The sequence below is a fragment of the Lentibacillus halophilus genome, from assembly GCF_055395055.1.
On record NZ_AP043750.1, the window covers coordinates 651,821 to 675,692 of the forward strand.

Sequence of the window (23,872 nt, forward strand, 5' to 3'; positions counted from 1 at the left end):
CTTTATGCCTTTCTCTTTGTCTTAAACAAATGATTAAGAAGAAACCGCAACGCTTGGGAACGGAGCACGTAAGCACTGATGACATAAACAACGGCACCTGTGAGCGCAATAACGATGATCTGTGTGAGATGATGCCAGTCCATCAGGTGCAGCAGCGGATAGACGACGGCGGCCATGATACCGGTTGCTGCCGTTATTTTCATACATTCGACGGCCAAATACGTCAATCGCAGGCCGTTCACCACTTTATAAAACACGATAAATTGGGTGCCGACATAGGTGAATGCCATGATTGAGGCAGCCAGCGGAATACCGCGATAGCCGATCCAGCCGGTCAGTATCACGTTCAAAATAATATTCAGCCCGATGGACAGGCTGCTGATCACCAGGATAAGGTGTCCTTTTTTTAACGAATAAAAGCCTTTGTTAATCATTTGATTTAAACTGAAAAACACGACCGACCCGACATACAGATAAGCAACGTGGGTCGTCGCCATGGTTGCCTCCGCTGTAAATTCCCCGCGTTCATACAGCAATGAAATAATATTCGGCATTAATATGAGCATACCGATGACCGATGGCAGGAGAATCAAATACATTGATGTCAGCCCTTGTTCGATGCCGCGCTTGAACAGGTGACGGTCATCTGTCGTAATCGCTTTGGAAAGCAGCGGAAAAACAATCGTCCCAATCGTGACACCGAAAATTCCCTGCGGCATGTGAACAAGGTTTTTAGCATAGTTAATATAGGTGACCGCACCCTCTTCAAAGTAACTGGCAAACATCGTACCGACCATTAAATGGACTTGACCGATCGCGGCCGACAGTGCAACCGGGATAAACACCCAGTAAAAACGCCGGATTTCCAGCCATTCCAATCGGGGCCGGAATGCCATCATGTTCCGCGATAAAACGATTGAGAGCATCACGATCAAGGCGACCACCGTGCCGGCGACGTAGCCGATCGCCAGTGAATAAGCGCCGATCCGTTCTGCAAACAGCAACGCACTCCCGATCGAGGACGCGATAACAATGATTTGCGATATCATCGACATGCTGAAGCGGTTTTGCGCGTCAAAAAAGGATTCGAGCACCGCATTCATGCCGATGAACAGGATGGACGCAAAGAAAATAGCGGAAATGCGGATGGCGATGTCGGTGGCTTCACCGCTGAAGTCCGGATAAAACAATGGAATATAGACCGGGGCCAGTGCCACACCGATCAGCGCTGTCACCAGACTGAAGACGATGGTGCCTTTGAATATTTGACCAAGGTGCCAGTCGCCCCGCTGTTTGTCCAACGCGTCGATATAACTTGGTACGAAGGCGTTCTTCATACCGTTTCTCATAAACAGAATGAACATATTCGGAATGATGAATGCCGCCAAATACGCATCGGCTACAAAACTATCACCGAAATAGTATGCGATAACCATGTCCCGGATGAGTCCGGACACTTTTAACAAAAGCGATGCCCCAATAAAGAGAACACTTGCGAGTCCCAGCTTCGATTTCAAACAACCTACCTCTTTCAGGCGTCATAGATATATCGCACTTATTTTATCATATTTTTAGGTCATGCATAAGGGAAAATGACATGTAAAAAACAGGGGAGCCGGGACATAACTAAACAAATCACTTCTAAACACGAACAATATAGTTAAGACGTAGTCACCGCTCCGGAAAAACACTACGCTTTCCGCGGGCGCTGATAAGCCTCCTCGTGCTTATCGCACTGCGGGGTCTTATCTAGGCTTTTCATCCCGCTGGAGTCTCCGTGTTTTTCCTACGCTAAACGAAAAATCCGAACTTATTCAGATTTTTCGCGAATCATAGTTCGGATTTTTTGAATAAACGTCTTCTGTCCCAGCCTCCACTGTTCAGGACGTGTGTGCGGGGATGCCTCAGCGGGTCAGACTCTGAAAATAGGCATCCGACCATTTATACAATTGCAGCATATCGGTATAGTCGTCTTCGAAAGACGCTGTCGGGTCGGTGGTGCCGTCGACGCCTTCGTCTTTTTTGATGTCATATGTTCGGACGTCGTGTTTCGCCGTTTCCGGAACAAACAATACATCATCATTGAAAAACGCGCCGGTCGGTAAATAATACCGCATGCCGAGCAAATTGCTGTCATATTGCAGAAGATCCTGACCGAAATACAGTCCTTCCGGCTCGACACCGACCATATTGAGAAGGGTCGGCATCATGTCGAGCTGGCCACCCACCGTATCATTCGTCTTGTCGCTCAGTGCCGGTTTGCCGGGGACGTCCATGATGAACGGAATGTTGAAGCGATCAAGCAGTGAATACGGATGACCAAGAAGATCATCCAGCAGTTGCACGTCTTTGTCCGTGACGAGTTGCCCGTGCACGCCGGAGTGATCGCCGTACAATGTGATCACCGATTCATCCCAAATACCGGCCTGCTTGAGGTCATCCATAAAGTCACCGAGGACACGATCCGCATAGTGAACCGACTGCAAGTAATTGCCTGTCAGCGTTCCCTGGAATTTTTCCGGGAGATCCAGTCCACGCTTATCCTCCGGCATTTTAAATGGGGTATGACTGGTCAACGAAATCACATGAGCATAAAAAGGTTGCTCGCGGTCAGCGAATGTCGTTAATTTGTCCATTGTTTTGTCATAGAAATACTCATCGGAAGGCCCAAAGCCGATGACGTGTTTATTGTCATAAAGGTTGTCGAGATGATAGGCGTTGTCAAAGCCCAATACCGGATACATCGTCGACCGATTCCAATAGTCGCTCTCGCCGGCATGAAAGGTCGCTGTCCGGTACCCTTTTTTGTTCAACAGCTTGGGCAGAGCGGGGATGGCTTTGTCTGCCAATTCCTCGGATGTCGGTGTATCGCCGACCGGATAAATCGACGTATTCATCATGAACTCGGCATCAGACGTATTGCCGGAGCCGATCTGCTGATACATATGATCAAAGTAAAGACTGTCGTCCAGCCACGCGTTGATATTTGGGGTGATTTCCTGGCCGTTCACCTCGAGATTAATCACAAAATCCTGCAATGATTCAATTTGTAAAACGATCACGTTCCTGTCACGGGCGATACCGTGGTAGTTATGCTCCGAAAACGGGACGGGTTCATTTCCTTTCAGACGAATGATGTCATTGACGGAAACATCGCTTAACACGTCGTCAGGGTCGACCCCGCCGACAGAGTCCCCATATAGTTTAATAGCTTGTGCGTTTAACATACCATGGTCCTCGGAAAACAGCGTCTGATCCAATATGCGTGCGTCTTTGTTCGCTGCGAAGTTTAAGGAAGCAATGATTAGGCAGGCGGCGAGCACGGGGATCAGAAATGCTTTCGACAGCCGGCGATTAACCGGATAATGGCCCCACTTCCGGAAGACAAGACATATTGCGAGTATAAGGAAATCCGCAAAGTAAAGCATGTCCTGACGCGCCACAAGCATCATAATACTATCACTGACCGAGCCGACCTGGTTGACTTGGCCAAGGTCGTGATACGTTGGAACGGTCCCGAAGTAGCGTTCATAGACGGTCATGCTGAAGAAAAGAACGGACAATAACACATCCAGCGCCACATAGATTGGTAGCTTAGCTTTGCCGCCCAGCCACTCGATCAAAACGAATAGAATAAGTACGATGCTCAGTTCATACCAGAATGTATGTAATATATTAATATCACCGAATACGTGATAGCGGAAAAAGAAAAATTTCAGAGCCACCATAATGGTGAAAAAGCTAAAATAAGATATCAACACGCGTTTAACCTGCCCCATGACAAAAACTCACCTCTACTGAATCATAATAGCGCACCATAGATTTGTAAAGAATTTTGCCGGTGCCTGGCACGAACACAATTCAGAATTGTCTTGGTGCCTGGCACTTGCATAATTCAGAATTGTTTTGGTGCCTGGCACCTGTTAGTATTAATCGTAATAAGGGGGATGATGATGAAGAAATCTGTGGCTATTTTTATCGTTTTGGCTATTGTTCTAGTGATATTTTTTGTGGCGATCGAGTTTATGGGTACGAATGAAACGGAGACGACAGAAGGTTTTGACCATAATGGCCGTGTGGAGCAGGTGTCCTCGATCAGTCAGGATCGGTTGAACCGGCAAGCTGAGGTGGACAAGCGGCTTAAAAATGAATACACTGATGGGTCGTATTCGTTTCAGGATCCGTTTATTGAATTGGATCCGTACGACGCCACGCCTCTGGCAGCGTTGGCGAAATTCAGCACGCCGGAGCCGGCAACGATTAAGGTGACTGTTGAGGGGAAAGATGGCGGTGGCGACATCCAGCATACATATGCCGCATATAATAAGGAGCATTCCGTCCCTATTCTGGGGCTGTACCCGGACTATGACAATACGGTAACCATCGCGGCGACGACGAACGATGGTGAAACGATGACGACCAAGCTCACCATCCAAACGGACGCTTTGCCGGATGATTTTTTGACGATTGATCAAGTGGATGCAGAACCGAAACGCATGGAAAGCGGCTTAACGTTTATCGTGCCGAGCGGGATGTACGCGTACGCCTTGGATCATAATGGAGATGTCCGGTGGTACTCCTCGATATGGAACCGCCATGTTTTCAAACGTCTGGAGAACGGTCATCTGTTGTTTTTGACCCAGGAAGACGGGCAGGATCAATACAATGAATTGTTGGAGATGGATATGCTAGGCAAGGTAACGGCCGATTATCATGTGGATTTGGAAGGATTTGAAAACAATAATCCTGTCCACCATGATGTGATCGAGCTGCCGAACGGAAACTTCCTGGCGACCGTCCACGATACAGATACCGCATTCGTGCAGGATAAAATGATCGAAATAGACCGCGACACCGGGGAGACAGTTCGCGAATTCAGCTTTGAGGATGTTTTCCCGGCGTCATTTTATGATGACTATGACGGGACACAGGCAGATGACGGCGACTGGTTCCATCAAAATGCGATCCAGTATATGGAAGAAGACGATGCGATTCTCGTCTCCAGCCGTCATCAGAGTTTGACCATGAAGATGTCTTATCCGAGCGGTGACATCCATTGGATATTGGCCTCACATGACCATTGGCCGGAGTCGTTTGAAAAGTATTTGCTGGAGCCACAGGGGGATGATTTTAAATTTCCCGGCGGCCCGCATTCTGTTGTGACGTTGCCTGATTTCGATAACAATGCGGAAACGACCGATTATTTGCTGTTTGATAACAATATTGCGCTGGCACGCGGTAATGAGGACTTGAGCAAAATGTTTAGCCGGGGCGTTCAATACCGTGTCAACGCTGACGACCGGACCGTTGAGGAGGTATGGTCCTACGGGGAGGAACGCGGTTACAGCATGTACTCCAACATCGTCGGGGATGCCAACTACGATCCCGGGACAGGCAATCGACTGATAACGTCCGGCTACACACCCGATCCGGACGATAGTGACAAGCGTATTAGCCGGATTGTGGAAGTCACCGATGACCAGCCGGCCGACGTAGTGTACGAAGTCGCCATTTCCGGCTTTGAAACCGGCAGCTATCGTCAAGCCTACCGCGCCCTGCGCATGCCGATATACCCAAGAAAAGAATGGCACTGAATTGTTTCGGTGCCTGGCACTTGCATAATTCTGAATTGTCTCGGTGCCTGGCACTAAGGAGGTGGATCACATGACAGAGTCGAATTCGGGTGGGCATATCCAAGGTGTGCCTGCTTATTTTCAATACCCGGAACTGCCCACTGGGTGCGAGGCAACGTCGCTGGCGATGCTGTTGAGTTGGGGGTGTGGCCGGGATGTGAGCAAATATGACGTCGCAGATGCATTGCAAAAAGGCGACAACGTTCAATGGACGGATGGCGAATGGACGGGAGCGAATCCGGACAAGGCGTTTGTCGGGGATCCTTATACCGACTCGAATGATGGCAGTTTCGGTGTTTTTGAAGGACCTATTCTGGAGGCGCTTGAATGGTTTATGCCCGGGCGCGGCGTTGATTGGACCGGTGCGTCATTTGATGCGCTGCTTGCTGTTGTTCGTTCGGGGGCACCCGTGCTGGCGTGGACAACGCTTGAGCAGCGTGAGACATTTTACGGATTATCGTGGACTGCCCCGGATGGCGAGACGATTGACTGGTATGAAAATGAACATGCTGTCGTGATGGTAGGTGTGGACGGAGATGACGTGATCGCCCATGATCCGCATACCGGAAAAGCGGAACATTACGAAAGGACGCTGTTCGAACGGAACTGGCGCTCGTTGGGCGGGCGTGCCGTAGCATTGGACGTGTAGTGAGTGTGCTGGGATCAGGGGATGACGCTTCGTTTGGTTTGCTGTCTTTGTGTGGCTCAAGACGGGGAAGTCGCGCGCGTTTCGGCTCGAGCTGCGCGACCTTGACGGATGACTGCGCAAGTTTCGGCCCGAGCTGCGCGAGCTCACTCCATTACTGCGCGAGTTCTCGACTGAGCCGCGCGACCTCACTCCATTACTGCGCGAGTTCTCGCCCAAGTTGCGCGACCTCACTCCATTACTGCGCGAGTTCTTGCCGGAGTTGCGCGACCTCACCCTTTACTGCGCGCGTTTCCGGCCGAGTTGCGCGACCTACCTTCATTACTGTGCGAGTTCTCGACTGAGCCGCGCGACCTCACCTTTTACTGCGCGAACTCACACGTGGTTCACTTTTTCCATGAAGCAACGATAATAGAAGGCTGATTTTCGGCAGCAGCCGAAAATCGTCTTTTGAATAGAATTAAAAAAGGTCAAATGAACTCTATGTTTTCAGCACAAAAACAGAAGAATTCATTTAGACCTATGTTCGTTTAACCCGATATGAAATTTTTAAATATGATCGTCCGTTCCTATACAAACGAAAGCTGTTGGTCAATCATCTGACAACGAACGGAAGGGATACTTACCATTTTCATCCCTTCACGCGTTCTCTTGTGCTTCCAGCAGCTTCCTCAAATTTGCCAATTCGTCTTCGGTGAGTGTTGTGCCTTTGCCCATTTTTTCCTTATCAGGGGACCAGTCCCGCAGATCATACTTGGGATCCCGGCCGTTCCAGCTGACGAGATTCAATTCTTTCGTCCAACCTTTGGGGGATTCGGATAAGACACCGATTGTTTTTTTTATGTCATAGTTAATCGAAGCCATGTTGATGTCTCCTTTTTATCGTTATCGTTGCATGCGGATGATTCGCTGGGATGATTGTGCATCTTGCTGTGCGCCCCGTTCCTTCTGCCTGATGACGAGCAATCCGACTATTATACTGTAAATGAAATGCCCAAGAGTCCAATATAGCCAGGATGTCAAATCACCAAGTTCCGGCGGGTGATTGGATAGACCTGTCAGCGGATACAGCATTGCACTGCCCATTGTATAAATGAGTACATAAGCCGTAAGCGACCGTTGCAGGTGCACCATTTTCAGCATGGCATACAGAAGGATAACACTTGCTATACAGAAGATGATATGAAAAATGACGCCCACAACAGGACGCTGGTCCCATGCTTTCAATAAGGGGATATAATCAATGTTGTACAATAAAATATAAGCATTGCTGCCTGTTAGAGAATGAATGGCTTGTAAAAAAACCGCCAGCACTGCCGCGCCGATGATTCCGATGAGAGTAAGTTTGCCATATGTGCGCATCCCGATTCCGCCTCCCCGTGAACTGATATATTGGTCTTTTTCCGCCAAAGCAGGATGGCAAACATATCTAATGATTGATGGGCGCACAGACTGGTTTGCGCACGTGTCACGGTTGATTTATCCCAGAACGGTCTCCACATGGTTCGTTACGTTATAGCGATTTCTGGGGAACGTTTTGAATATGGCACGTCGATTCAGCGACCATTGTCCAATTCATTAAAACCACCATTAATCGTCCTGCCGCAACTTTTCAATTTCGTCCTCATCCAGTTGCGTGATCTTAGCAATAAATGCCGTCGACAATCCCTCGCTTATCATAGCAAGCGCAACTTCCTTGATCCCTTTTTCTTTCCCCTTTTCCTCAAACGAAATCGGCAGGTCCATGATCTTCTCCACATCTGGTGAGTTTTTAACGTCTTTCATCAAGCTTGCCTCCTCCTCTTCGTTTACCTCCATGACGATATCGAGCCGTTTTGCCTCGGCCTCATGCATGTCGGAAAACACTTCTTCGGACAGTGGTTTGATGGTGTGAAAGTCAATATACTCATGCACTTTCGGGAAGAATGCTTGCAAAAACTCCTCGAAAAATGTGTGAATTAATTCCTTGAATAAGTGGTCGTGATGAATGTAGGCGGGTGTGTTTGATTCTTCCCGCACACATGTCGCTAGTTTCATTTTAACACATCCTTAATGGGGGATGAAGGGCGTCAAGGTGGGGGTCTGCTTACACAATACCATAACAGCATAAAAAGAACAAGTGTTCCCGTTCATTTTTTAAAAAAATTGGGAGCCGGCCTGTCACCCAGCTATTTCTGTTTCGGTCGATAGTTCGGGTGGATGTGTTTGCTTCCGAGAATCCGATAATTGAAGTTTTCCGGCGGTATGCTGGTCAGCTTTTTGCGGTTGGCAAGGTAACATGCGACACCAAGTGCGATCCAGACGACGAGAGCAATAAGTGATTTGGAAGAAAAATGAAATTCCCCTGCTACTTGTGGAGCATTGTCAAAACCGACATACGCCCACGGTGCGATCGCGACCATCGACAAAATCGCGGCAAAAGCAGTCGTGTTCGCTAGGAAAAGCGGTGTGACATGGGACAGTCCGGAGCCAGGCTGGACGCCCTCTAACAAAGTAATGACAATGACGCCGACAACCATGATGGAATAAACTATAAACTGCTTATATGATTGGTTAGGTCCTGGTTGTATGGGGCGTCGCGCGAGTTTTGGCCTGAGTTGCGCGACCTCGCCCTTTATTGCGCGAGTTGCCGCACGAGCTGCGCGACCTCGCCCTTTACTGCGCGAGTTGCCGCACGAGCTGCGCGACCTCGCCCTTTACTGCGCGAGTTGCCGCACGAGCTGCGCGACCTTGTCCTTTATTGCGCGAGTTGCCGCACGAGTTGCGCGATCGGCCGCTTCAGTTGCTTGCTTTTTCCTCTTGCTCCAAACGCAGGGTGTTCAAATAGTTGAGCAGTGGTTCGCGCAGGTCCTCGCGCATGAGCGCCATTTCAATCGTTGTCTGGATAAAGCCGAGCTGTTCGCCGACGTCATAGCGGTACCCGTCCATTTCATAGGCGTAAACGGGTTGGGTTTCAGCGATCTCCTGGATGGCGTCGGTCAACTGGATTTCGCCGTCAGCGCCGATTGTTTGCTTCTCTAAACAATCGAATATGTCCGGTGTCAGGATGTAGCGGCCGATAATGGCCATGTTGGATGGCGCTGTTCCTTGTTGTGGCTTTTCCACTAGACGGTTCACTTGATGCAATTGGCCTATTTCCTTCGTTGGATCAATGATGCCATAGCGGTGTGTTTCGTCGTCGGGAACATTTTTAACACCGATAATAGAGGACCCGGCTTGATCGTATTGGGTCATCATTTGCTTCAGTCCAGGGGTCTCATTTTGGATAATGTCATCGCCCAAGAGTACGGCGAAGGGCTCGTCGCCTATAAATTTCCGGGCGCACCAGATGGCATGTCCCAGTCCTTTTGGCTCTTTTTGCCGGATGTAATGGATGTCGACGTTGGCTGATTTGCGGATCTGCTCCAGTTGCTCAAATTTTTCCTTTTTCATCAAGGTGTCTTCCAATTCCAATGAGTGGTCGAAATGGTCTTCAATCGCCCGCTTCCCTTTTCCGGTCACAATAATGATGTCTTCAATACCGGAACGAACGGCTTCGTCGACGATGTATTCAATCGTTGGCTTGTCCACGATCGGGAGCATTTCTTTCGGCATGGCCTTGGTCGCCGGCAAAAATCGGGTACCGAGTCCGGCTGCCGGTATAATCGCTTTTCTGATGTGCTGCATCATTCTCCTCCTTTTGCGTCTATTATAGCGAAAATCGTTTCCTTGGTGCATGGAATGACGTTTCATCCTCGTATTCGGAGCATTTTTCCAAACGTACGAATGACGGGTTTTTTTCCTCCTGCGACGGCACCGCTGATTTCGGCAAACATTTGCAACAGAAATAAAATGACGAAGGTGATGATCAGCGCGGTGGACAGGCTGGCATAGGAAAACAGTACGGCCAGTGTCCCGAACAGAATGCTGAACGCATAGATGATCAGGACGGTTGTTCGGTGGCTGAACCCAGCGGCGAGCAGCTGATAATGGACGTGCTTATTGTCCGGCATCATGATGGGCTGTTTGCTGATAGCGCGGCGGATGATGGTGAACAGCGTATCGAAAATGGGCACCGCCAGGACGATGACCGGGATGATGAAGCTGAACAGGGCGATGTTTTTAAACAGTCCGACAATGGAAACGACGGCGATCATGTAGCCAAGAAAATTGGATCCGGTATCGCCCATGTAGATGTTTGCCGGATAAAAATTGTGATACAAAAAGCCGAGATTCGCACCAATCAGGACGATGCATAAATACACCGGAATAAGCTCCCCGTCAATGATAGCCATGACACACATGCTGGCGAGTGCAATGGTCGAAACACCTGTCGCCAGGCCATCGAGCCCGTCCAGAAGATTGATGGCGTTGGTGATCCCGACGACCCAGATGACGGTGATAAGCACGCTCATGAAACCGAGATCAACCATGCCGAAGACCGGAATCGTAATCCGCTCGATGATGAGGCCCGATGAAATAAGGAACGACGATGCAATCAACTGACCGGTCAACTTCACCACCGGGCGTATGGCGAGGCGATCATCCAGTGCCCCAGTGATCAGAATGACGATCGCGCCGAGCAGAATTTCCGGGAGATGTTCGTGGCGCGGTTGTAAATACAGGCTACCAAGCAGAACCCCTATGAAAATAGCCAGGCCGCCCAATCGCGGTGTCACGTTGGTATGGATTTTTCGATGATTCGGCAAGTCAACCGCCTTGATGCGGATGGCGAATGTTTTGACGGGATAGGTGACAAGCAATGCCGACAGCAGCGCAATCGCAAACGCTATCGCCAAATCGGTATACGCAAACATGGTGTGTCTCCTTGTACGAATGTCATTTGGTCGTTGGTGTGTTGACCTACATTATAGCCGATGGATGACGGAAAAAGCAACTATTGGTCCCGCTGGAAGTGAGTTCTTGATCGTGCATCTTGGTGGAAAAGGGCTGTATGTGCGTGAACGAGGGAACCGTACCCGGAATGGTGGCCCCGCGGATTCATCAAGCGAAGTGTTTTTCTCGCCTAAAGCATGACCATCAACGCACAAGCATACGTATGAGAGGTATGGACTTTGATTTTCTCAGGAAGGGGATTGAACGGCGATGCAATTTTATTATGGTGGTCAAATGCCGCTGCGGGTGCTGGATGAGGCGGAGTTTTGGAAAGAGCAGGAAGCCGAGCATACGGTTGTTATACGGGAGTTAGTAGACTTGGAAGACCATTTTGTCAAAACATTGAAGCAATGGGAAGACGTCTTGGAAACGACGCACCAGCATGTTAAACGATTTATTGAATCGGTCGCGCGGAGCAACTACCACGTATCGCACGCGCTCTATCAACAGGTGCTGGAACTGGTGTCTTTCTGTCTGCAGGAAAGTCAGGCTTTCATCCAATTTTGCCGGCAGATCAAGCAGGAAAGTTCAGCGGTATCAGGCAACCACACCGCCAAAGTGGTGATTAATCATATTATCGACGAGTCCGAATATTTTATCGGCATCGCTCAAACCATTTTATATGAGCAATGATAGAATGCCCTCACGCGGGTGTTCTTTTTTTATTGGAGGTGGGGGGGTGTCGCTTGGGGAGGTGCTGCGCGAGATTGGGGTGGAGCTGCACAAGATTGGGTGGGGACTGCGCGAGCTTAGGTGGAGCTGCGCGAGTTGTGCTCTAAGTTGCGCGACCTTAGGGTGGAATTGCGCAAGATTGGGTGAAGACTGCGCGAGTTGCGCTTTGAGTTGCGCGCCTCACCCCCGAATGGCGCGACCCTGACCCATGACTGCGCGAGTTCCAGACGGAATTGCGCGACCTTGGGGTGGAGCTGCGCAAGATTGGGTGGTGACTGCGCGAGTGGCGCTTTGAGTTGCGCGCCTCACCCCCGAATTGCGCGACCCTGACCCATGACTGCGCGAGTTCCAGACGGAATTGCGCGAGTTGTGATGGAGCTGCGCGACCTTGGGGTGGAATTGCGCAAGATTGGGTGAAGACTGCTCGAGTGGCGCTTTGAGTTGCGCGACCTCACCCCCGAATGGCGCGATTCTGGGTGGAGCTGCGCGACATCGGTGATTATTTCTCATGGGTAACCGCATCGATCAGCAGGACGATAGCTGTAATAATATGCATCGTGATACCGATAAACGGAATCACGGCTACAAACGACGTGACCATACCCAGGATGCTTCCCGCCATACTTCCTTTGGCGCTGCGGGCAATCACCAATGTGACGAGATGGGCAATGAACATGACAAACAAAATACCCCAGGACGTGCTAAAAACGAACGCAGCACCGATAAACGGGATGCCAAGAAACGCCTCGCCACCGCCAGTGATAAACTTCATGATTCGTGATAATGACATGATGAAAAATCCTCTCCTGAGCATAGCTTAGTTTTAAACGGAATAACGATTGTCATGCGAAGGTAAGAAAGACTTTGACGCGTTGCCCCACAGAAGCATCGTACCATCCGTACAAAAAATAAGCGTTTTCGTGTTTCGTGTCCACTCTTAATTCTTATACGTTGTCATGCTCCAAAGTATCCTTTATGACGGCAGGTGGTATGGTCGTCGCGCCGGAGTTGATACGTTCGACGATTCATTTGTGAAAAGTCGCACGAATGGTGATACCTTTCAAACGGATTTTTGAATCATTCGCCCATACGCCTTGGGGCCGCATTCGATGCCCCTAATCGACCAATCCTTTCAAGCATTCCTTAGTAGTTCTATTGTACACGTTCCATTACGTTTTTTCCAGCCAAATAACGATGGTACACTTCTGTCTGCTTATTTATTTCAAGGACTTGCATTCTTTGTTGCTTATGGAGCCGTTCAATAGCACAAAGTCGTCTATATCGTTTTTATGTGCGTAACGGCTGGTATGGTTGCACGATTGACAGAACCATTTGCCAAAGATTCGTTTCATCCCCCGTTTGGCGCATTCTGGACAGAAAACGCCCGGCAGCAGATGCATGAGGTCACCAAAGGGGAGTTTTTGTGTTTGAACAATCAAAAAAATAGTGTTTCCCACTCTTTTAGTGGGTCTACTACTTTTGACGTTTAGTACTCAAGTAGCTTTTGGTGAAAAAGGGGATTACAAGCTTGATGATGGGGAAGTTGTAAACATTAGAACGGATAAAACTTATTCAAATGCGATAAAAGTAGACAATGGAGAAGCGAGGGAACTGACCCTTAAAGAATTAAAACAACATTTAGAAGAACAGAGCGAAAATCAGTCCAAGGTTAATACGAATATTAATAATGAATTAACTCAACTGAGTGATATAAAACCACAAGCAACAGTTTATAGTTACGACGAGTATAATAATTCAACAAATTATTATAAACCTGGGGATGACCGGAAAGTTAGCGCTGAAGTTAACTGTTCTGGCTCAGCAAAGCCTTGTGGTATAACAAGTACACAAGGTTGGAGTATATCTGAATCGCCAACCAGATGGCGTGTACTATTTACAATAATGTAAACATTATAATAAATCCCCATTTCCCATGTATGGGGGTTTTATAATGAAGAAGAACAAAGGTCTAAAAAATTTTAATAATAACATATTATTATGAGCACACATCAAAACTAATTTTTTGAAAGGTGATATAAATGTTTAAAAAGATGCTTTTATTTTTCATCGTGGCTGTTGTACTATATGGATGTGATAATATTGAACAAAGTACATCGGATCAAGAAAAATTTTCTACATTTGAAAGCGCTCTAACTAACTTTAATGAATCAGCAGGAAAAAACTTAGTATTCGTGAATACAACGAAAGGTGATAATTTATTATTAGCCGAAGATAATGGAGAATTTTTTTATGTGGGAGAAGTGCGTGAAGAAAATGCTCAATATATATCAAGAAAAATAACATCTAGGTTGGATATAAGTACTGGTGGTGGTGGTGTAGAAGTTTTGCTACCTGAAGCAGAGATGAATTACTATATAGCCATTAAAGAAAATTCTATGATAGATTCTGATAAACAAAGTTTCTTCCCATTTTCGGATAATAAATCATTTCAGGTTCTTTCGAAAAAAGATGGTAAAACGATGATTGAATCATATGAGAAAATAAAATAATTAGGGGTCGCTGAATAATTAAAAATCACTGTTCTGACAGGAATTTTGTGCTCTTTTGTCGAAATAAGATGCAAGAGGAAAACCCGAATTGGGTAAAAAACCTTGCACCTGGAGGCTTTGACAATGTATGAACATAGGAGGTAATGGATTATATTTTCGCAATTTGACGGTCATCATATTTTGCATCAATTGTTAAAGGCGTATCTAAAGCACGAGAAAGGGATAGAAGTGTTTGATAATTTGGCTGTGTTAGCCCAGCCTCTAATCGGCCAATTGTAGACTTAGCAACATTGATGGCTGCTGCCAGTTCGTGTTGAGTCATTTGTTTGTTATGACGATGACTCACAATTTGCGCTGCTAAATAGCCTCGCTGCTCGATTTCTTCAACACGATCTTTACCAACGATATCCGCCAACTTCTTATTAAAATCATCATTCACTGTAAAAGACAACAAGATCACTCTCCTTTTTGGATAGGATAAAGGGAAGGGCTATGGACACAATATTCTAAATAGCGTTCTTCGGCCGGTTGAATATCCTGCCTTTGAATATCCCCATTATATTGCTTATCAAAATAATGGACTAAAATGACCTTATGATAATTATGAATAGCATATAAAATCCGATGATTACCCGATGATCGGCCGGAGACGCCCCAACGATACAAATTGGTGATTGTTGTGTTTCGCACAATATGCTTCATAACAGGCGGGAATTCTTCTTCTGGTGTTTGGTCATTAAATTCTTCAGGCCAAGGGTACAATTTCAAACGTTCTTTTTGGGCTAAATAACGTTCGGCAACGTTCAACCGATCACCTTTCCCTTTCGTTCGTTTCTCCTAGCCAGCCTTATCTAATAGCATTTCCTCAAAGCGTTTAATTTTATCATGAAGCACCAATTCAAAAACCATTACATTCAGCCTTTATAAAACAGTTTATATAACCATAATAGCATTAATGCTACTTAATGTCAAAATACACTGAGACTGCGCAGAAAACGGCCAGCCTGGGACGTTACTCAAATGACTCTCTTCCCTAATACATAAGTTGATCATTCCCTGTTCAGCATAAAAATGAGAACTCGTTATTAATCAAATCGCTCGGTAAATTCCCAAAATCGCTTGTTCCACGTCAACTGTTGTCATGGCTATCTTGCTCCTTTTTCAGATGGTTTTTCAGTCTTTTCAGTGCTTTTCGATGCAGCTTGAATACGTTTTGCGGTGAATCGTTGAATAAAGCAGCTATTTCGTTGTTTTGTACGCCATGCACGTATTTGTGCGTTAAAATGCCTTTCTGTTTGGGCGTCAGGGTTTGGATAGCTTGATATAATTGGCAGGGACGGAATGGAAGCGAGATGGTGGTGCTGAAGCCAATTTTGAAGGTGAAATTTTTGATTTTCGACTTGGGTAATGGGGTACTCAAAACCGGATTCGACCTCTCCGTCACTGCGCGTGAGCTGATGAAGAGCGGTATCAAATGTCAATTGGTCTCTGTAATGTTTGGCATCAACGATAAACATACTGTAATCAGCAATGACGAGTGAGTCGATTTGACTATTTTTGCCGTTGGTGCGCAAGGAAACATCGTCCAAAATGGTATACCGGCTGGCGAGCATGTCGAGATAGTAATCGACTTTTAATTCACCTGCATAGCCGGCGCCCTGTTTTCGGGCATCGTCTTTCATTTCCGGAAGACGCGGAAATGATGCAGGCATTCGAGGGATGAGCGCATCAAGCTTTTGGAGCGGAAGGGGTTTGGAACGATTTTTTATTCTCATAAAAATCTCCTTTATTTTATTTTTAGAGGAATATACTTAATATAGCACATTATTTGTGAAAAGTAATGGGTTTAAAAGGGAAATGTCGGCAGGGGCCGACATTTTTCATTATATTTTTTGTATTGAGGATGCGTTGCGCTGGAAGATGGCGCGAGTTTTGACCGGGATTGCGCGACCCTCGCTCTGAACTGCGCGACCCTGACGCATTATTGCGCGAGTTCCCGACGGAGTTGCGCGTGTTGTGTGGTTATCGCGCGAGTTAGGCTCTAAGTTGCACAACTTCACCCCATGACCGCGCGACTCTCACTCTGATTTGCGTGACCTCACCCCATAACCGCGCGACTCTCACTCTGATTTGCGCGACCTCACCCCATAACCGCCCGACCCTGCTGCATAACTGCGCGAGTTCCCAATGGAGTTGCGCGCGTTGTGTGGTTATCGCGCGAGTTGCGCGACCTCACCACGTGACTGCGCGACCCTCCCCCAAATCGCGCGACCCCCCACAACTACGCGATCCTCCAACAAAAAAGCTTCCTGCCGCGGCAGGAAGCTTCCTTTCGTTCGTTAGCGTCGTGTGAATTTGGCGGTCAGGTCGTCAAATAAGGTATAGACGACCGGAATGAGCAATAGCGTGAATATGCTCGATACACTCAGGCCGAATATGATCGTAATGGCCAGTGGCTGCTGCATGGCGGAACCTTGGCCGAGGGCGAGTCCGAGCGGTACCATGGCGAGAATGGTCGTCAAGGTGGTCATCAGGATGGGGCGCAGTCGGCTTGGGCCGGCCTCCAGAATGGCCTCGTGACGGTCGCTCCCTTTACGCCGGACGATATTAATGTAGTCGACGAGTACGATCGAGTTGTTGACGACGATTCCGGCGAGCATGATGACCCCGATGAATGCCGGGATGCTGAGCGGTAAGCCGGTGACATACAGGCCGCCGAGCACGCCGATGACGGTTGCCGGCAATGAAAACATAATAACGAACGGGAACAAGGCATTTTCAAACTGCACCGCCATGACAGCATAGACGAGAAAGATCGAGAAGACGAGCGCGACGGCCAGCTGACCGAACGATTCGGCCATATCTTCCACTTGGCCGCCCATGTCGTAAGTGTATCCGTCTGGCATGGCCATGTCATCCAGCGCTTGCTCCACATCGCTGCTCACTCGGCCGAGGTTGCGGCCGGCAAGCTCACTGGTAATGTTGACTTGCGGTTCCTGATTTTCACGCTGCAAGGTGACAGGGCCTTGTGCTTCGTTTAAATCAGCCAGCGAGACGAGAGGTATGGTTGCACCGCTCGGCGAATGGATGCTCATATCCTCCAAATCGCTGATGGTGCTGCGTTCCTCTTTCGGAAACATCAGCGTGACATTCATTTCATCGCCGTCTTCCCGGTACGTCGAGGCAACCCGGCCGGTGAATTGCAACCGGATTTGGCTGATAATTTGCTGTTTCGTCAGGCCGTATTGAGCTGCTTTTCCATTATCAACTTCGATCTGCATTTGCGGGACACCGGTTCCTGCAGATGATTCGGCATTGCGCACCCCGTCAATACGAGAGATGGTGTTTACAACGTCATCGGCGAGGTCGCGGAGCACTTGATGTTCCGGACCGTTCAAGCTGAGTTGAATCGGGTCGCCCATCCCGGCAGCACTATTTGACGCCGAGACCGAGATTTCTGCTCCAGGCACTGTTTCCAAATCATCGCTCATATCCTGAACGATCGCACTGGTGGACGCGTCCCGTTCTGCTGCCGGAACGAGTTGAATTCGATACGTTGCCGAACCCCCGGATGATCCGCCCATTCCCATGGCACCGCCGCCTCCACCAGCATTTAAGTAATTTGTTTCCACGACAGCATCGTACGTGTCCAATTTGTCACTAACGGTTTCCGTAATGTCGGTCGTATGCGCAAACGAACTGCCCGGCCCGGTTTGCACGTTCACTTGCACTTTACCCTGATCCGTCGATGGCATAAATGATGTCCCGATCTGTGGAATGAGCGCCAGACTGCCGGCAATGATCACGACGGTTCCGAATACGGTTGTTTTCCGGTGACCGAGCACCCAGCGAAGCATACTGCGGTAGACATTGTTCACTTTGTCCAGAAAGCGATTGAACCAGTAGCGGCGTCCGCTGTCACCGGTCGCCTTGGCAAGCAATTTCGACGACAGCATCGGCACGAGGGTCACCGCTGCAACCAGCGATGCAATCAGCGAGAACGACACGGCCAAAGCCAGCGGTGTGAACATGTCCGAGGCAATTCCTTCGACAAACACCATGGGCAAAAAGACGACCAATGTTGTTGTCGTGGATGCGATGACAGCAGATGCGAGTTCGGACGCCCCTTTAATGGCGGCGTCAACCATTGCATAACCGTGCTGTCGGTACGAGTAAATGTGTTCAAGTATCACAATTGAACTATCGACCATCATCCCGAGGCCGAGCGCCAGTCCGCCGAGAGTCAACACGTTCAACGTTTCTCCGGTAAAATACATCAAGGTGAACGTCGAGATAATCGCGATGGGAATCGACAAACCAATAACGATTGTCGCCCGGATGCTTTTCAAAAACAAAAGCAATATGAAAAAGGAAATGATGCCGCCGATGATAATGTTTTGCACGACGGATTGGATCGACATTTTAATGTATTCCGACGTATCAATAATGACATCGGTCTGAAGCTCTGCTGGCAAATCGTTTTTCATATCGGTCATGCTCGCGTTCACGTTATTGGCGACGTTGACCGTGTTGGCGTCGGTTTTTTTCATGATAGAGAGAACGACCGCTGATTCGCCATTGACGATCGTTTTGCTGTCTGATTCTTTGTACGTATCGCGCACATCCGCCAGGTCGCTCACGTGAACGGTCGCCTGCCGCTCGGTTTGCACAATGGTTTCTTTAATATCATCGACCGATGCCAATTCCCCGGTCACTCGGAGCTGTAAGTCTTTATTGCCTTTTTCTATCGTTCCAACCGAGGCTGATTGGTTGGCATTATTGAGCGCCTCGATGATGGAGCGGGATGTGACACCGTATTGATTCAACTTAGCCTGATCAAGGATCAACTGAATTTCCCGTTTTTTCGCACCTTCCACAGTGACCGACGCGACACCGCTCTGCCGTTCAAAATACGGCACAATCTCATCATTAGCAACCTGTGTCAGTTTGGCCGGTTCATCCCCGGTCAACCCCACCCACATAATCGGCATTTGTTGCGGATTAAACCGTAATATACTCGGGTCACCGGCGTTCTCCGGCAAAACGCCTCTCACTTGATCAACACTTTCCCGGACGTTCAGCAACGCTTGATCGAGGTTGGTTCCGCTATTAAACATCAAAACAACAAGAGATGACCCTGCCTGAGACTGGGATTGAACCGTTTCGATGCCCTCCACCGAACTGACTGAGGACTCGATTGGCTCGCTAATGAGTTTTTCCACTTCTTCCGGTGCAGCATCGCCATAAGACGTCGCAACAACGGCAACCGGCAAATCAATTTCCGGCATCAAATTAACGTTCAAATTGCGCAGAGAGACAACACCCAGGGCGATAATCGCAAGCACAATCATGATGACACCGACCGGGCGCTTGACGGATGATGTTACAAGTTTCACGAGTCATCCCTCTCTTTCACGACGTTGACACTTGCGCCGTCCGACAGTGTTAAAAGTCCGTTGACAACAACGTGGTCCCCGTCCTGGATGACCCCTTTCACCGCTGTCTTCTTGGACTTTGTCTCGCGAATGACGACGTCCGTTTTGACCGCTTTGCTGTTCTCAACGACATAAACAAACGGGTCACCGCGTCCGGTCACGACCGATTCCGTCGGCACAATGATGGCGTCACTGACGCGTTTTTCCGGTATGTGCATCGTCGCTGTCATGCCGGTCAGCACCGTTTCCGCATCATCCGGGTTCGGGTTGATGGTTGCTTTAATGGGATATAGGCCCTTGTCTCCCGGCATGGCGCTGCGTTCGGTCAGTTCGGCGTCATAATCCTGTTCACCAATCGTGACCGTATATGTCGTGCCTTTTTCCAGCAATTGGCGTATGTCCGTCGTAACGGATGCCGTTATGATCATGGGGTCAACATTCGAGATAACCATGACCGGATCAGATCCAGAAACCCGATCCCCTTCTTCGGCATCCAATTGAGCGATGTTTCCCGCTGTCGATGCACGGATATTCCGGCTGCCAGCTGCTGTTTTTATCGTCAGCAGAGAGGCGTTTTCTTCAACGGTATCGCCATTAGCCACGTTCAGCTCGGTTATTTCCCCGGAGTTTGGCACCATTACCGGTGTCGTCGCGGCTGGCTGCACCTGGCCGTACAACGTTTTTTCCACTACCAAGTCCCCGATTGTCGCCTCCGATGTCTCGACAGATACAACGTGGTCCTCCGTATCATCGGATTCATTTTCGTTTTGATTGCATGCGGCAAACACACTGACGATGGCCACCATTGCCGCGATTACAAACAAATGTCGCATGACTCGATTCCTCATTTCATTAATCCGGTCCATTGATGTCTTCGTTTCATAGTTGTCCCACCGGTCCGGAAAAATATGCCGAATTGAACGAACAAAGCCCGACCGGTTGCGATCATCCTTGGTGATGTCGTCCGGTGTGCCATCACATCTCTCGACAACAGCAACGGCCATCGATTGACGGAGACAAGGGGGCATCTCTTTGAATTGTCGGGTTTGTGAAAACGTTTTCATTTGTGGGCAGCAACGACTCTTTTGGTGCCGGACACCACGTTAATCGGCCGCACGAAGGGAGAGTGAGCGACCCCCTCCCCATTGCTCAACGTCAATACGGCGGGTTCCACGGAATGGCATTTTTCCCGAAAAAAATCGAGCGATTCATCTTAGCAATAATTTGACTGGTTCGTTTAAACTGCAAATCAAATGCCTTTACCGACGTGTTAACGAACAAGCCAGAGCCGTCATGAAACATTACATACGTCCTGTCGTCACGCTGTTCAAACGAATCAATCTGGTAAAAGGAAAGCCAGACATTATCTTTCTTTTTAGACGAAGCTGTGGGCAGCATATACACGCCTTGGTCCGGAATAACAGGAACCGGAACCTTGCTGCTTACATTCAACAGTTTGCGCACCGATTTCCGTCTCCCTTCCAACGTCGAGCCGTTAAGCACGCATGCATGATCAATAATCTGTTCAGGCCGGTACGCCGAATGCTTTTCTTTTGACGTTTCCAAAATAAGTGAGCGATAATACGCGGAATCCTTTGTGACAATCGCTTTCGTTTGTTGTGAAATCAAATAAATCGGTGACGCATACCTTCCTCCCATACACAATCCCCCCGATACGTCGACAATAAGCTTATTGTACTATGTTTTTCACCGATAAGCCATTCGTATCAGTAAGGTTTATCCGTTGATATCAAAAATTATGAGTTAGGAGACGGGTGTTGCCATATGTATGGCATGGTTCCCGTGGTTAAAAAACATAAAAAAATCCCCTGACCACGAGGGGATTTTTGACTTTCTCTGCCACTGTTTATTCCGAATAATCACTGGCCATCTCTATTCATGTTATCGTCGTCATCGGTCATGTTGTCTTCATTGTTATTGTCTTGGTCTGTATTGTCGCCATCCCCAGTTGTACCATCAGGGCTGTCATTATTCGGTTGCGAATCGCCCTGATTACCTTCATTCATATTGGGGTTTTCTTCGTTGTTATTATTGGGATTGTCATTGTCCAGCTGCGGATCGTCTTGATTATCCCCATTCATATCCGGATTTTCTTCCTCCTGATTTAACGGGGCCTCATCGCCACCGTTATTATTATTATTAGCCGGATCATCGTCGTTATCCGTTCCGCATGCTGCCAGTAATGACAACGCTAAAATGGGTGTGCCCAATTTGAAAAGCCATTTTTGCATGATGGTTCCCTCCTTTGACGTTTTTCGGTATCGTTTATAGCGTTACCAATTTGGGAACCACCATGCATATTTTTTAAAAAATTGTAGGAAGAAAATGGCCATAGCATACAGCGGTCGTGCGAATCGACTGCCATAATTCTTATCACGTGCCATGCTCGGACACGGACCGTTTTAAGGCAGCTGTTTATTGAATGGCAAACGTGATTTCCGCTTCACAAGCAACCTCGCCATCAACTGTCGCCACTCCTTTTCCCTTGCCGACGGAGCCTTTTATTCGCACAATCTCCACGTCCAGATGCAGTTGATCGCCCGGTTGAACCTGGCGTTTGAAGCGGCACTTATCAAGCCCGGCAAGAAAGCCAATTTTTCCTTTATTTTCCTCAATTCCGAGCACGCCAATCGCCCCGGTCTGAGCCAATGCTTCGACAATGAGAACCCCCGGCATCACCGGATAATCCGGAAAATGCCCCTGAAAGAAAGGCTCATTGGCTGTGACATTTTTGACCGCCGTGACCCGTTCACCTTCCGTTATGTCCGTCACCTTATCAACAAGCAAAAAAGGGTACCGGTGCGGAATGGTGTCTTTGATTTGTTGAATATCCATCCGAATCTCTCCTTATCCTATGTAGGGTACATCCATTATAGCAAAAAATACAGCCAAATGCGGACCAGCTACCGGACGAGGTGGAATAATTGACCGTGTGGCAGGCGGTATCGACCGGATTGGTGGACTTATCAACCGGGATGGAGAGGATATCGACCGGAATTGTGGACTTATCAACCAGGATGAGGGGGTTATCAACCGGATTTGAAATTTATCAACCGGGATGAGGAAGGTATCGACCGGATTGGGATTTTATCGACCGGTATGAGGGGGATATCGACCGGATTTGAAATTTATCAACCAGGATGAGGAGGATATCGACCGGATTTGAATTTTATCAACCGCATTCCGGAGATATCAACCAAATCTTGAATGTATCGACCGCATCACATTCCGGTTTCACAACCGCACAGCCATAAAAAAAGCATGCCCGCATGTTGCGGAGATGCTTATCGAGGTTTGGTCACGATGTCAATCATGTGTTGCCATGTTTTCCATTGAAGAGCGTCGATCGGGTTGCCGTCGCCGACCACGCCATAGCCAACCATCAATCCGACAGCGAGTGCGACGACCGATAGCGCCAGTACGACAATCATGCGAAGCCAAATGGGAAACATGCGGCGGTGTGGTTTTTGATGACGGCGTTTTTCTTGCTTTCGTTTTTTCTTATGCTCTTTACGCGTCACGTCATCCGTTTCAACCCCGGTCCTGCGTTGTCTCCGATTCGGTTCCGACTCTGTTTCATCCGGAGCTGAATCGTCTGTCTGGACCCCAGTCATTTCCTCTTGGTCGTGAACCGATTGCTGCTGTGCAACAGTTCCCGCGTCATCCGTTGCTGTTTCGCCGGTGGTCTGCTGTTGGGTTTGATCTTGAACAGCGACCTGTTCGTCCCTTGTCATCCTGTCGTTTTGCTCTGTTTGGTCCTTCTGATCTATTGGCATGGCTTGTTTCTCCTTACTCCGTTGTTGCAAGACACGGTCGGTCATGCCTTCATAAACGTCTTCATCCATACGGGAGACCGGGATCGTCGAGTTATCAGGAAAACACCGCGTGCCCGGTCGTTGGATTGTTGACCTAGTATACCCGGTGCCATCCCGGTTTATGTTACCACCGGGTCGTCATAACAACTGTCTGGAATCATGGTTTGTGACATTGTCCATTGTCTGCATCACCGGCCCGCAAGCCGCTGATGGCTTTGCCCATGCGTCTATCATAAGCTTTCAGGACGCGCTGGTTCGCAACCAT

23 protein-coding genes and 1 pseudogene are annotated in these 23,872 nt (G+C 48.4%); 5 read left to right on the plus strand and 19 right to left on the minus strand.

What is annotated here, in order from left to right; genetic code table 11:
• Positions 1-2: 2 nt before the first annotated feature.
• Together murJ and ACZ5Q7_RS02955 are read right to left on the minus strand one after the other, a co-directional pair.
• The gene (gene murJ, locus ACZ5Q7_RS02950; RefSeq protein WP_343751765.1) at positions 3-1,517 is read right to left on the minus strand and encodes a murein biosynthesis integral membrane protein MurJ; all 1,515 of its coding nucleotides are present in this window, start codon (positions 1,515-1,517) and stop codon (positions 3-5) included.
• 387 nt (positions 1,518-1,904) lie between these two features.
• Entirely contained in the window at positions 1,905-3,779 is a 1,875-nt protein-coding gene (locus ACZ5Q7_RS02955; protein WP_343751764.1) for an LTA synthase family protein, read from the minus strand.
• Positions 3,780-3,953: 174 nt separating this feature from the next.
• Here ACZ5Q7_RS02955 and ACZ5Q7_RS02960 point away from each other — a divergent pair, with 174 nt between their 5' ends.
• Complete coding sequence (locus tag ACZ5Q7_RS02960; RefSeq protein WP_343751763.1) at positions 3,954-5,594, plus strand: aryl-sulfate sulfotransferase; 1,641 nt, start codon at positions 3,954-3,956, stop codon at positions 5,592-5,594.
• Positions 5,595-5,664: 70 nt separating this feature from the next.
• Positions 5,665-6,282 carry a C39 family peptidase gene (locus ACZ5Q7_RS02965; protein ID WP_343751761.1) on the plus strand — a complete coding sequence of 206 codons (618 nt, stop codon included), beginning with the start codon at positions 5,665-5,667 and terminating at the stop codon, positions 6,280-6,282.
• Between the two features lie 636 nt (positions 6,283-6,918).
• Here the strand turns inward: ACZ5Q7_RS02965 and ACZ5Q7_RS02970 are convergent.
• From ACZ5Q7_RS02970 to ACZ5Q7_RS02995, 6 genes are all read right to left on the minus strand, one after another.
• Entirely contained in the window at positions 6,919-7,143 is a 225-nt protein-coding gene (locus ACZ5Q7_RS02970) for a YdbC family protein (RefSeq protein ID WP_343751760.1), read from the minus strand.
• A 21-nt stretch (positions 7,144-7,164) separates the two neighbouring features.
• Entirely contained in the window at positions 7,165-7,641 is a 477-nt protein-coding gene (locus ACZ5Q7_RS02975; protein WP_343751759.1) for a hypothetical protein, read from the minus strand.
• A 228-nt stretch (positions 7,642-7,869) separates the two neighbouring features.
• Positions 7,870-8,316, minus strand: coding sequence for a hypothetical protein (locus ACZ5Q7_RS02980; protein ID WP_343751758.1), 447 nt, complete (start codon positions 8,314-8,316; stop codon positions 7,870-7,872).
• A 131-nt stretch (positions 8,317-8,447) separates the two neighbouring features.
• On the minus strand, positions 8,448-8,798 hold the full coding sequence (locus ACZ5Q7_RS02985; RefSeq protein ID WP_343751757.1) for a hypothetical protein: 351 nt from the start codon (positions 8,796-8,798) through the stop codon (positions 8,448-8,450).
• Positions 8,799-9,057: 259 nt separating this feature from the next.
• Positions 9,058-9,945, minus strand: coding sequence for a UTP--glucose-1-phosphate uridylyltransferase GalU (gene galU / locus ACZ5Q7_RS02990; protein ID WP_343751756.1), 888 nt, complete (start codon positions 9,943-9,945; stop codon positions 9,058-9,060).
• 62 nt (positions 9,946-10,007) lie between these two features.
• Positions 10,008-11,075, minus strand: a complete 1,068-nt coding sequence (locus tag ACZ5Q7_RS02995) for a glycosyltransferase family 4 protein (RefSeq protein ID WP_343751755.1) — start codon at positions 11,073-11,075, stop codon at positions 10,008-10,010.
• A gap of 289 nt (positions 11,076-11,364) precedes the next feature.
• Between ACZ5Q7_RS02995 and ACZ5Q7_RS03000 the strand changes: the two genes are divergently transcribed.
• Positions 11,365-11,787 (plus strand): DUF2935 domain-containing protein, encoded by a 423-nt coding sequence (locus ACZ5Q7_RS03000; RefSeq protein WP_343751754.1) that lies wholly within the window; start codon positions 11,365-11,367, stop codon positions 11,785-11,787.
• Between the two features lie 538 nt (positions 11,788-12,325).
• Here the strand turns inward: ACZ5Q7_RS03000 and ACZ5Q7_RS03005 are convergent.
• Positions 12,326-12,616: a hypothetical protein gene (locus ACZ5Q7_RS03005; protein WP_343751753.1), complete on the minus strand. Its 291-nt coding sequence runs from the start codon at positions 12,614-12,616 to the stop codon at positions 12,326-12,328.
• A gap of 689 nt (positions 12,617-13,305) precedes the next feature.
• Between ACZ5Q7_RS03005 and ACZ5Q7_RS03010 the strand changes: the two genes are divergently transcribed.
• Both ACZ5Q7_RS03010 and ACZ5Q7_RS03015 read left to right on the plus strand, forming a co-directional pair.
• Complete coding sequence (locus tag ACZ5Q7_RS03010) at positions 13,306-13,734, plus strand: hypothetical protein (RefSeq protein WP_343751752.1); 429 nt, start codon at positions 13,306-13,308, stop codon at positions 13,732-13,734.
• A 131-nt stretch (positions 13,735-13,865) separates the two neighbouring features.
• Positions 13,866-14,336: a hypothetical protein gene (locus tag ACZ5Q7_RS03015; protein ID WP_343751751.1), complete on the plus strand. Its 471-nt coding sequence runs from the start codon at positions 13,866-13,868 to the stop codon at positions 14,334-14,336.
• Positions 14,337-14,484: 148 nt separating this feature from the next.
• On the opposite strand, the gene ACZ5Q7_RS03020 is transcribed toward ACZ5Q7_RS03015, so the two are convergent.
• The 10 genes and pseudogenes from ACZ5Q7_RS03020 to ACZ5Q7_RS03065 form a co-directional block, all read right to left on the minus strand.
• Positions 14,485-14,790: a helix-turn-helix domain-containing protein gene (locus ACZ5Q7_RS03020; RefSeq protein WP_343751750.1), complete on the minus strand. Its 306-nt coding sequence runs from the start codon at positions 14,788-14,790 to the stop codon at positions 14,485-14,487.
• Between the two features lie 2 nt (positions 14,791-14,792).
• Entirely contained in the window at positions 14,793-15,143 is a 351-nt protein-coding gene (locus ACZ5Q7_RS03025; protein WP_343751749.1) for a type II toxin-antitoxin system RelE/ParE family toxin, read from the minus strand.
• A 322-nt stretch (positions 15,144-15,465) separates the two neighbouring features.
• Positions 15,466-15,780, minus strand: a complete 315-nt coding sequence (locus ACZ5Q7_RS03030; RefSeq protein ID WP_425542355.1) for a sigma-70 family RNA polymerase sigma factor — start codon at positions 15,778-15,780, stop codon at positions 15,466-15,468.
• A pseudogene (locus tag ACZ5Q7_RS03035) lies at positions 15,737-16,111 on the minus strand (nuclease-related domain-containing protein); the annotation flags it as partial. The gene ACZ5Q7_RS03030 and the pseudogene ACZ5Q7_RS03035, both read right to left, overlap by 44 nt.
• 564 nt (positions 16,112-16,675) lie before the next feature.
• Positions 16,676-19,732, minus strand: coding sequence for an efflux RND transporter permease subunit (locus tag ACZ5Q7_RS03040; protein WP_343751747.1), 3,057 nt, complete (start codon positions 19,730-19,732; stop codon positions 16,676-16,678).
• Positions 19,729-20,835: an efflux RND transporter periplasmic adaptor subunit gene (locus tag ACZ5Q7_RS03045; protein WP_343751746.1), complete on the minus strand. Its 1,107-nt coding sequence runs from the start codon at positions 20,833-20,835 to the stop codon at positions 19,729-19,731. The genes ACZ5Q7_RS03040 and ACZ5Q7_RS03045 overlap by 4 nt, the downstream gene beginning before the upstream one ends.
• Before the next feature lie 91 nt (positions 20,836-20,926).
• Positions 20,927-21,430 carry a competence protein ComK gene (locus tag ACZ5Q7_RS03050; RefSeq protein WP_343751745.1) on the minus strand — a complete coding sequence of 168 codons (504 nt, stop codon included), beginning with the start codon at positions 21,428-21,430 and terminating at the stop codon, positions 20,927-20,929.
• A 221-nt stretch (positions 21,431-21,651) separates the two neighbouring features.
• The gene (locus ACZ5Q7_RS03055; RefSeq protein WP_343751744.1) at positions 21,652-22,023 is read right to left on the minus strand and encodes a hypothetical protein; all 372 of its coding nucleotides are present in this window, start codon (positions 22,021-22,023) and stop codon (positions 21,652-21,654) included.
• 184 nt (positions 22,024-22,207) lie between these two features.
• Positions 22,208-22,627 (minus strand): 3-hydroxyacyl-ACP dehydratase FabZ, encoded by a 420-nt coding sequence (fabZ, locus tag ACZ5Q7_RS03060; protein WP_343751743.1) that lies wholly within the window; start codon positions 22,625-22,627, stop codon positions 22,208-22,210.
• Positions 22,628-23,076: 449 nt separating this feature from the next.
• Positions 23,077-23,568, minus strand: a complete 492-nt coding sequence (locus ACZ5Q7_RS03065) for a DNA-directed RNA polymerase subunit beta (protein WP_343751742.1) — start codon at positions 23,566-23,568, stop codon at positions 23,077-23,079.
• Positions 23,569-23,872 lie beyond the last annotated feature (304 nt).

What these genes read in the sequence shown, in the direction of transcription:
- ACZ5Q7_RS02955 (WP_343751764.1), bottom strand. Translation starts at nt 3,779, where the DNA reads ATGGGGCAGGTTAAACGCGTGTTGATATCTTATTTTAGCTTTTTCACC.
- ACZ5Q7_RS02960 (WP_343751763.1), top strand. Translation starts at nt 3,954, where the DNA reads ATGAAGAAATCTGTGGCTATTTTTATCGTTTTGGCTATTGTTCTAGTG.
- ACZ5Q7_RS02965 (WP_343751761.1), top strand. Translation starts at nt 5,665, where the DNA reads ATGACAGAGTCGAATTCGGGTGGGCATATCCAAGGTGTGCCTGCTTAT.
- ACZ5Q7_RS02970 (WP_343751760.1), bottom strand. Translation starts at nt 7,143, where the DNA reads ATGGCTTCGATTAACTATGACATAAAAAAAACAATCGGTGTCTTATCC.
- ACZ5Q7_RS02975 (WP_343751759.1), bottom strand. Translation starts at nt 7,641, where the DNA reads ATGCGCACATATGGCAAACTTACTCTCATCGGAATCATCGGCGCGGCA.
- ACZ5Q7_RS02980 (WP_343751758.1), bottom strand. Translation starts at nt 8,316, where the DNA reads ATGAAACTAGCGACATGTGTGCGGGAAGAATCAAACACACCCGCCTAC.
- ACZ5Q7_RS02985 (WP_343751757.1), bottom strand. Translation starts at nt 8,798, where the DNA reads ATGGTTGTCGGCGTCATTGTCATTACTTTGTTAGAGGGCGTCCAGCCT.
- galU (WP_343751756.1), bottom strand. Translation starts at nt 9,945, where the DNA reads ATGCAGCACATCAGAAAAGCGATTATACCGGCAGCCGGACTCGGTACC.
- ACZ5Q7_RS02995 (WP_343751755.1), bottom strand. Translation starts at nt 11,075, where the DNA reads ATGTTTGCGTATACCGATTTGGCGATAGCGTTTGCGATTGCGCTGCTG.
- ACZ5Q7_RS03000 (WP_343751754.1), top strand. Translation starts at nt 11,365, where the DNA reads ATGCAATTTTATTATGGTGGTCAAATGCCGCTGCGGGTGCTGGATGAG.
- ACZ5Q7_RS03005 (WP_343751753.1), bottom strand. Translation starts at nt 12,616, where the DNA reads ATGTCATTATCACGAATCATGAAGTTTATCACTGGCGGTGGCGAGGCG.
- ACZ5Q7_RS03015 (WP_343751751.1), top strand. Translation starts at nt 13,866, where the DNA reads ATGTTTAAAAAGATGCTTTTATTTTTCATCGTGGCTGTTGTACTATAT.
- ACZ5Q7_RS03045 (WP_343751746.1), bottom strand. Translation starts at nt 20,835, where the DNA reads ATGAAAACGTTTTCACAAACCCGACAATTCAAAGAGATGCCCCCTTGT.
- ACZ5Q7_RS03050 (WP_343751745.1), bottom strand. Translation starts at nt 21,430, where the DNA reads ATGGGAGGAAGGTATGCGTCACCGATTTATTTGATTTCACAACAAACG.
- ACZ5Q7_RS03055 (WP_343751744.1), bottom strand. Translation starts at nt 22,023, where the DNA reads ATGCAAAAATGGCTTTTCAAATTGGGCACACCCATTTTAGCGTTGTCA.
- fabZ (WP_343751743.1), bottom strand. Translation starts at nt 22,627, where the DNA reads ATGGATATTCAACAAATCAAAGACACCATTCCGCACCGGTACCCTTTT.
- ACZ5Q7_RS03065 (WP_343751742.1), bottom strand. Translation starts at nt 23,568, where the DNA reads ATGCCAATAGATCAGAAGGACCAAACAGAGCAAAACGACAGGATGACA.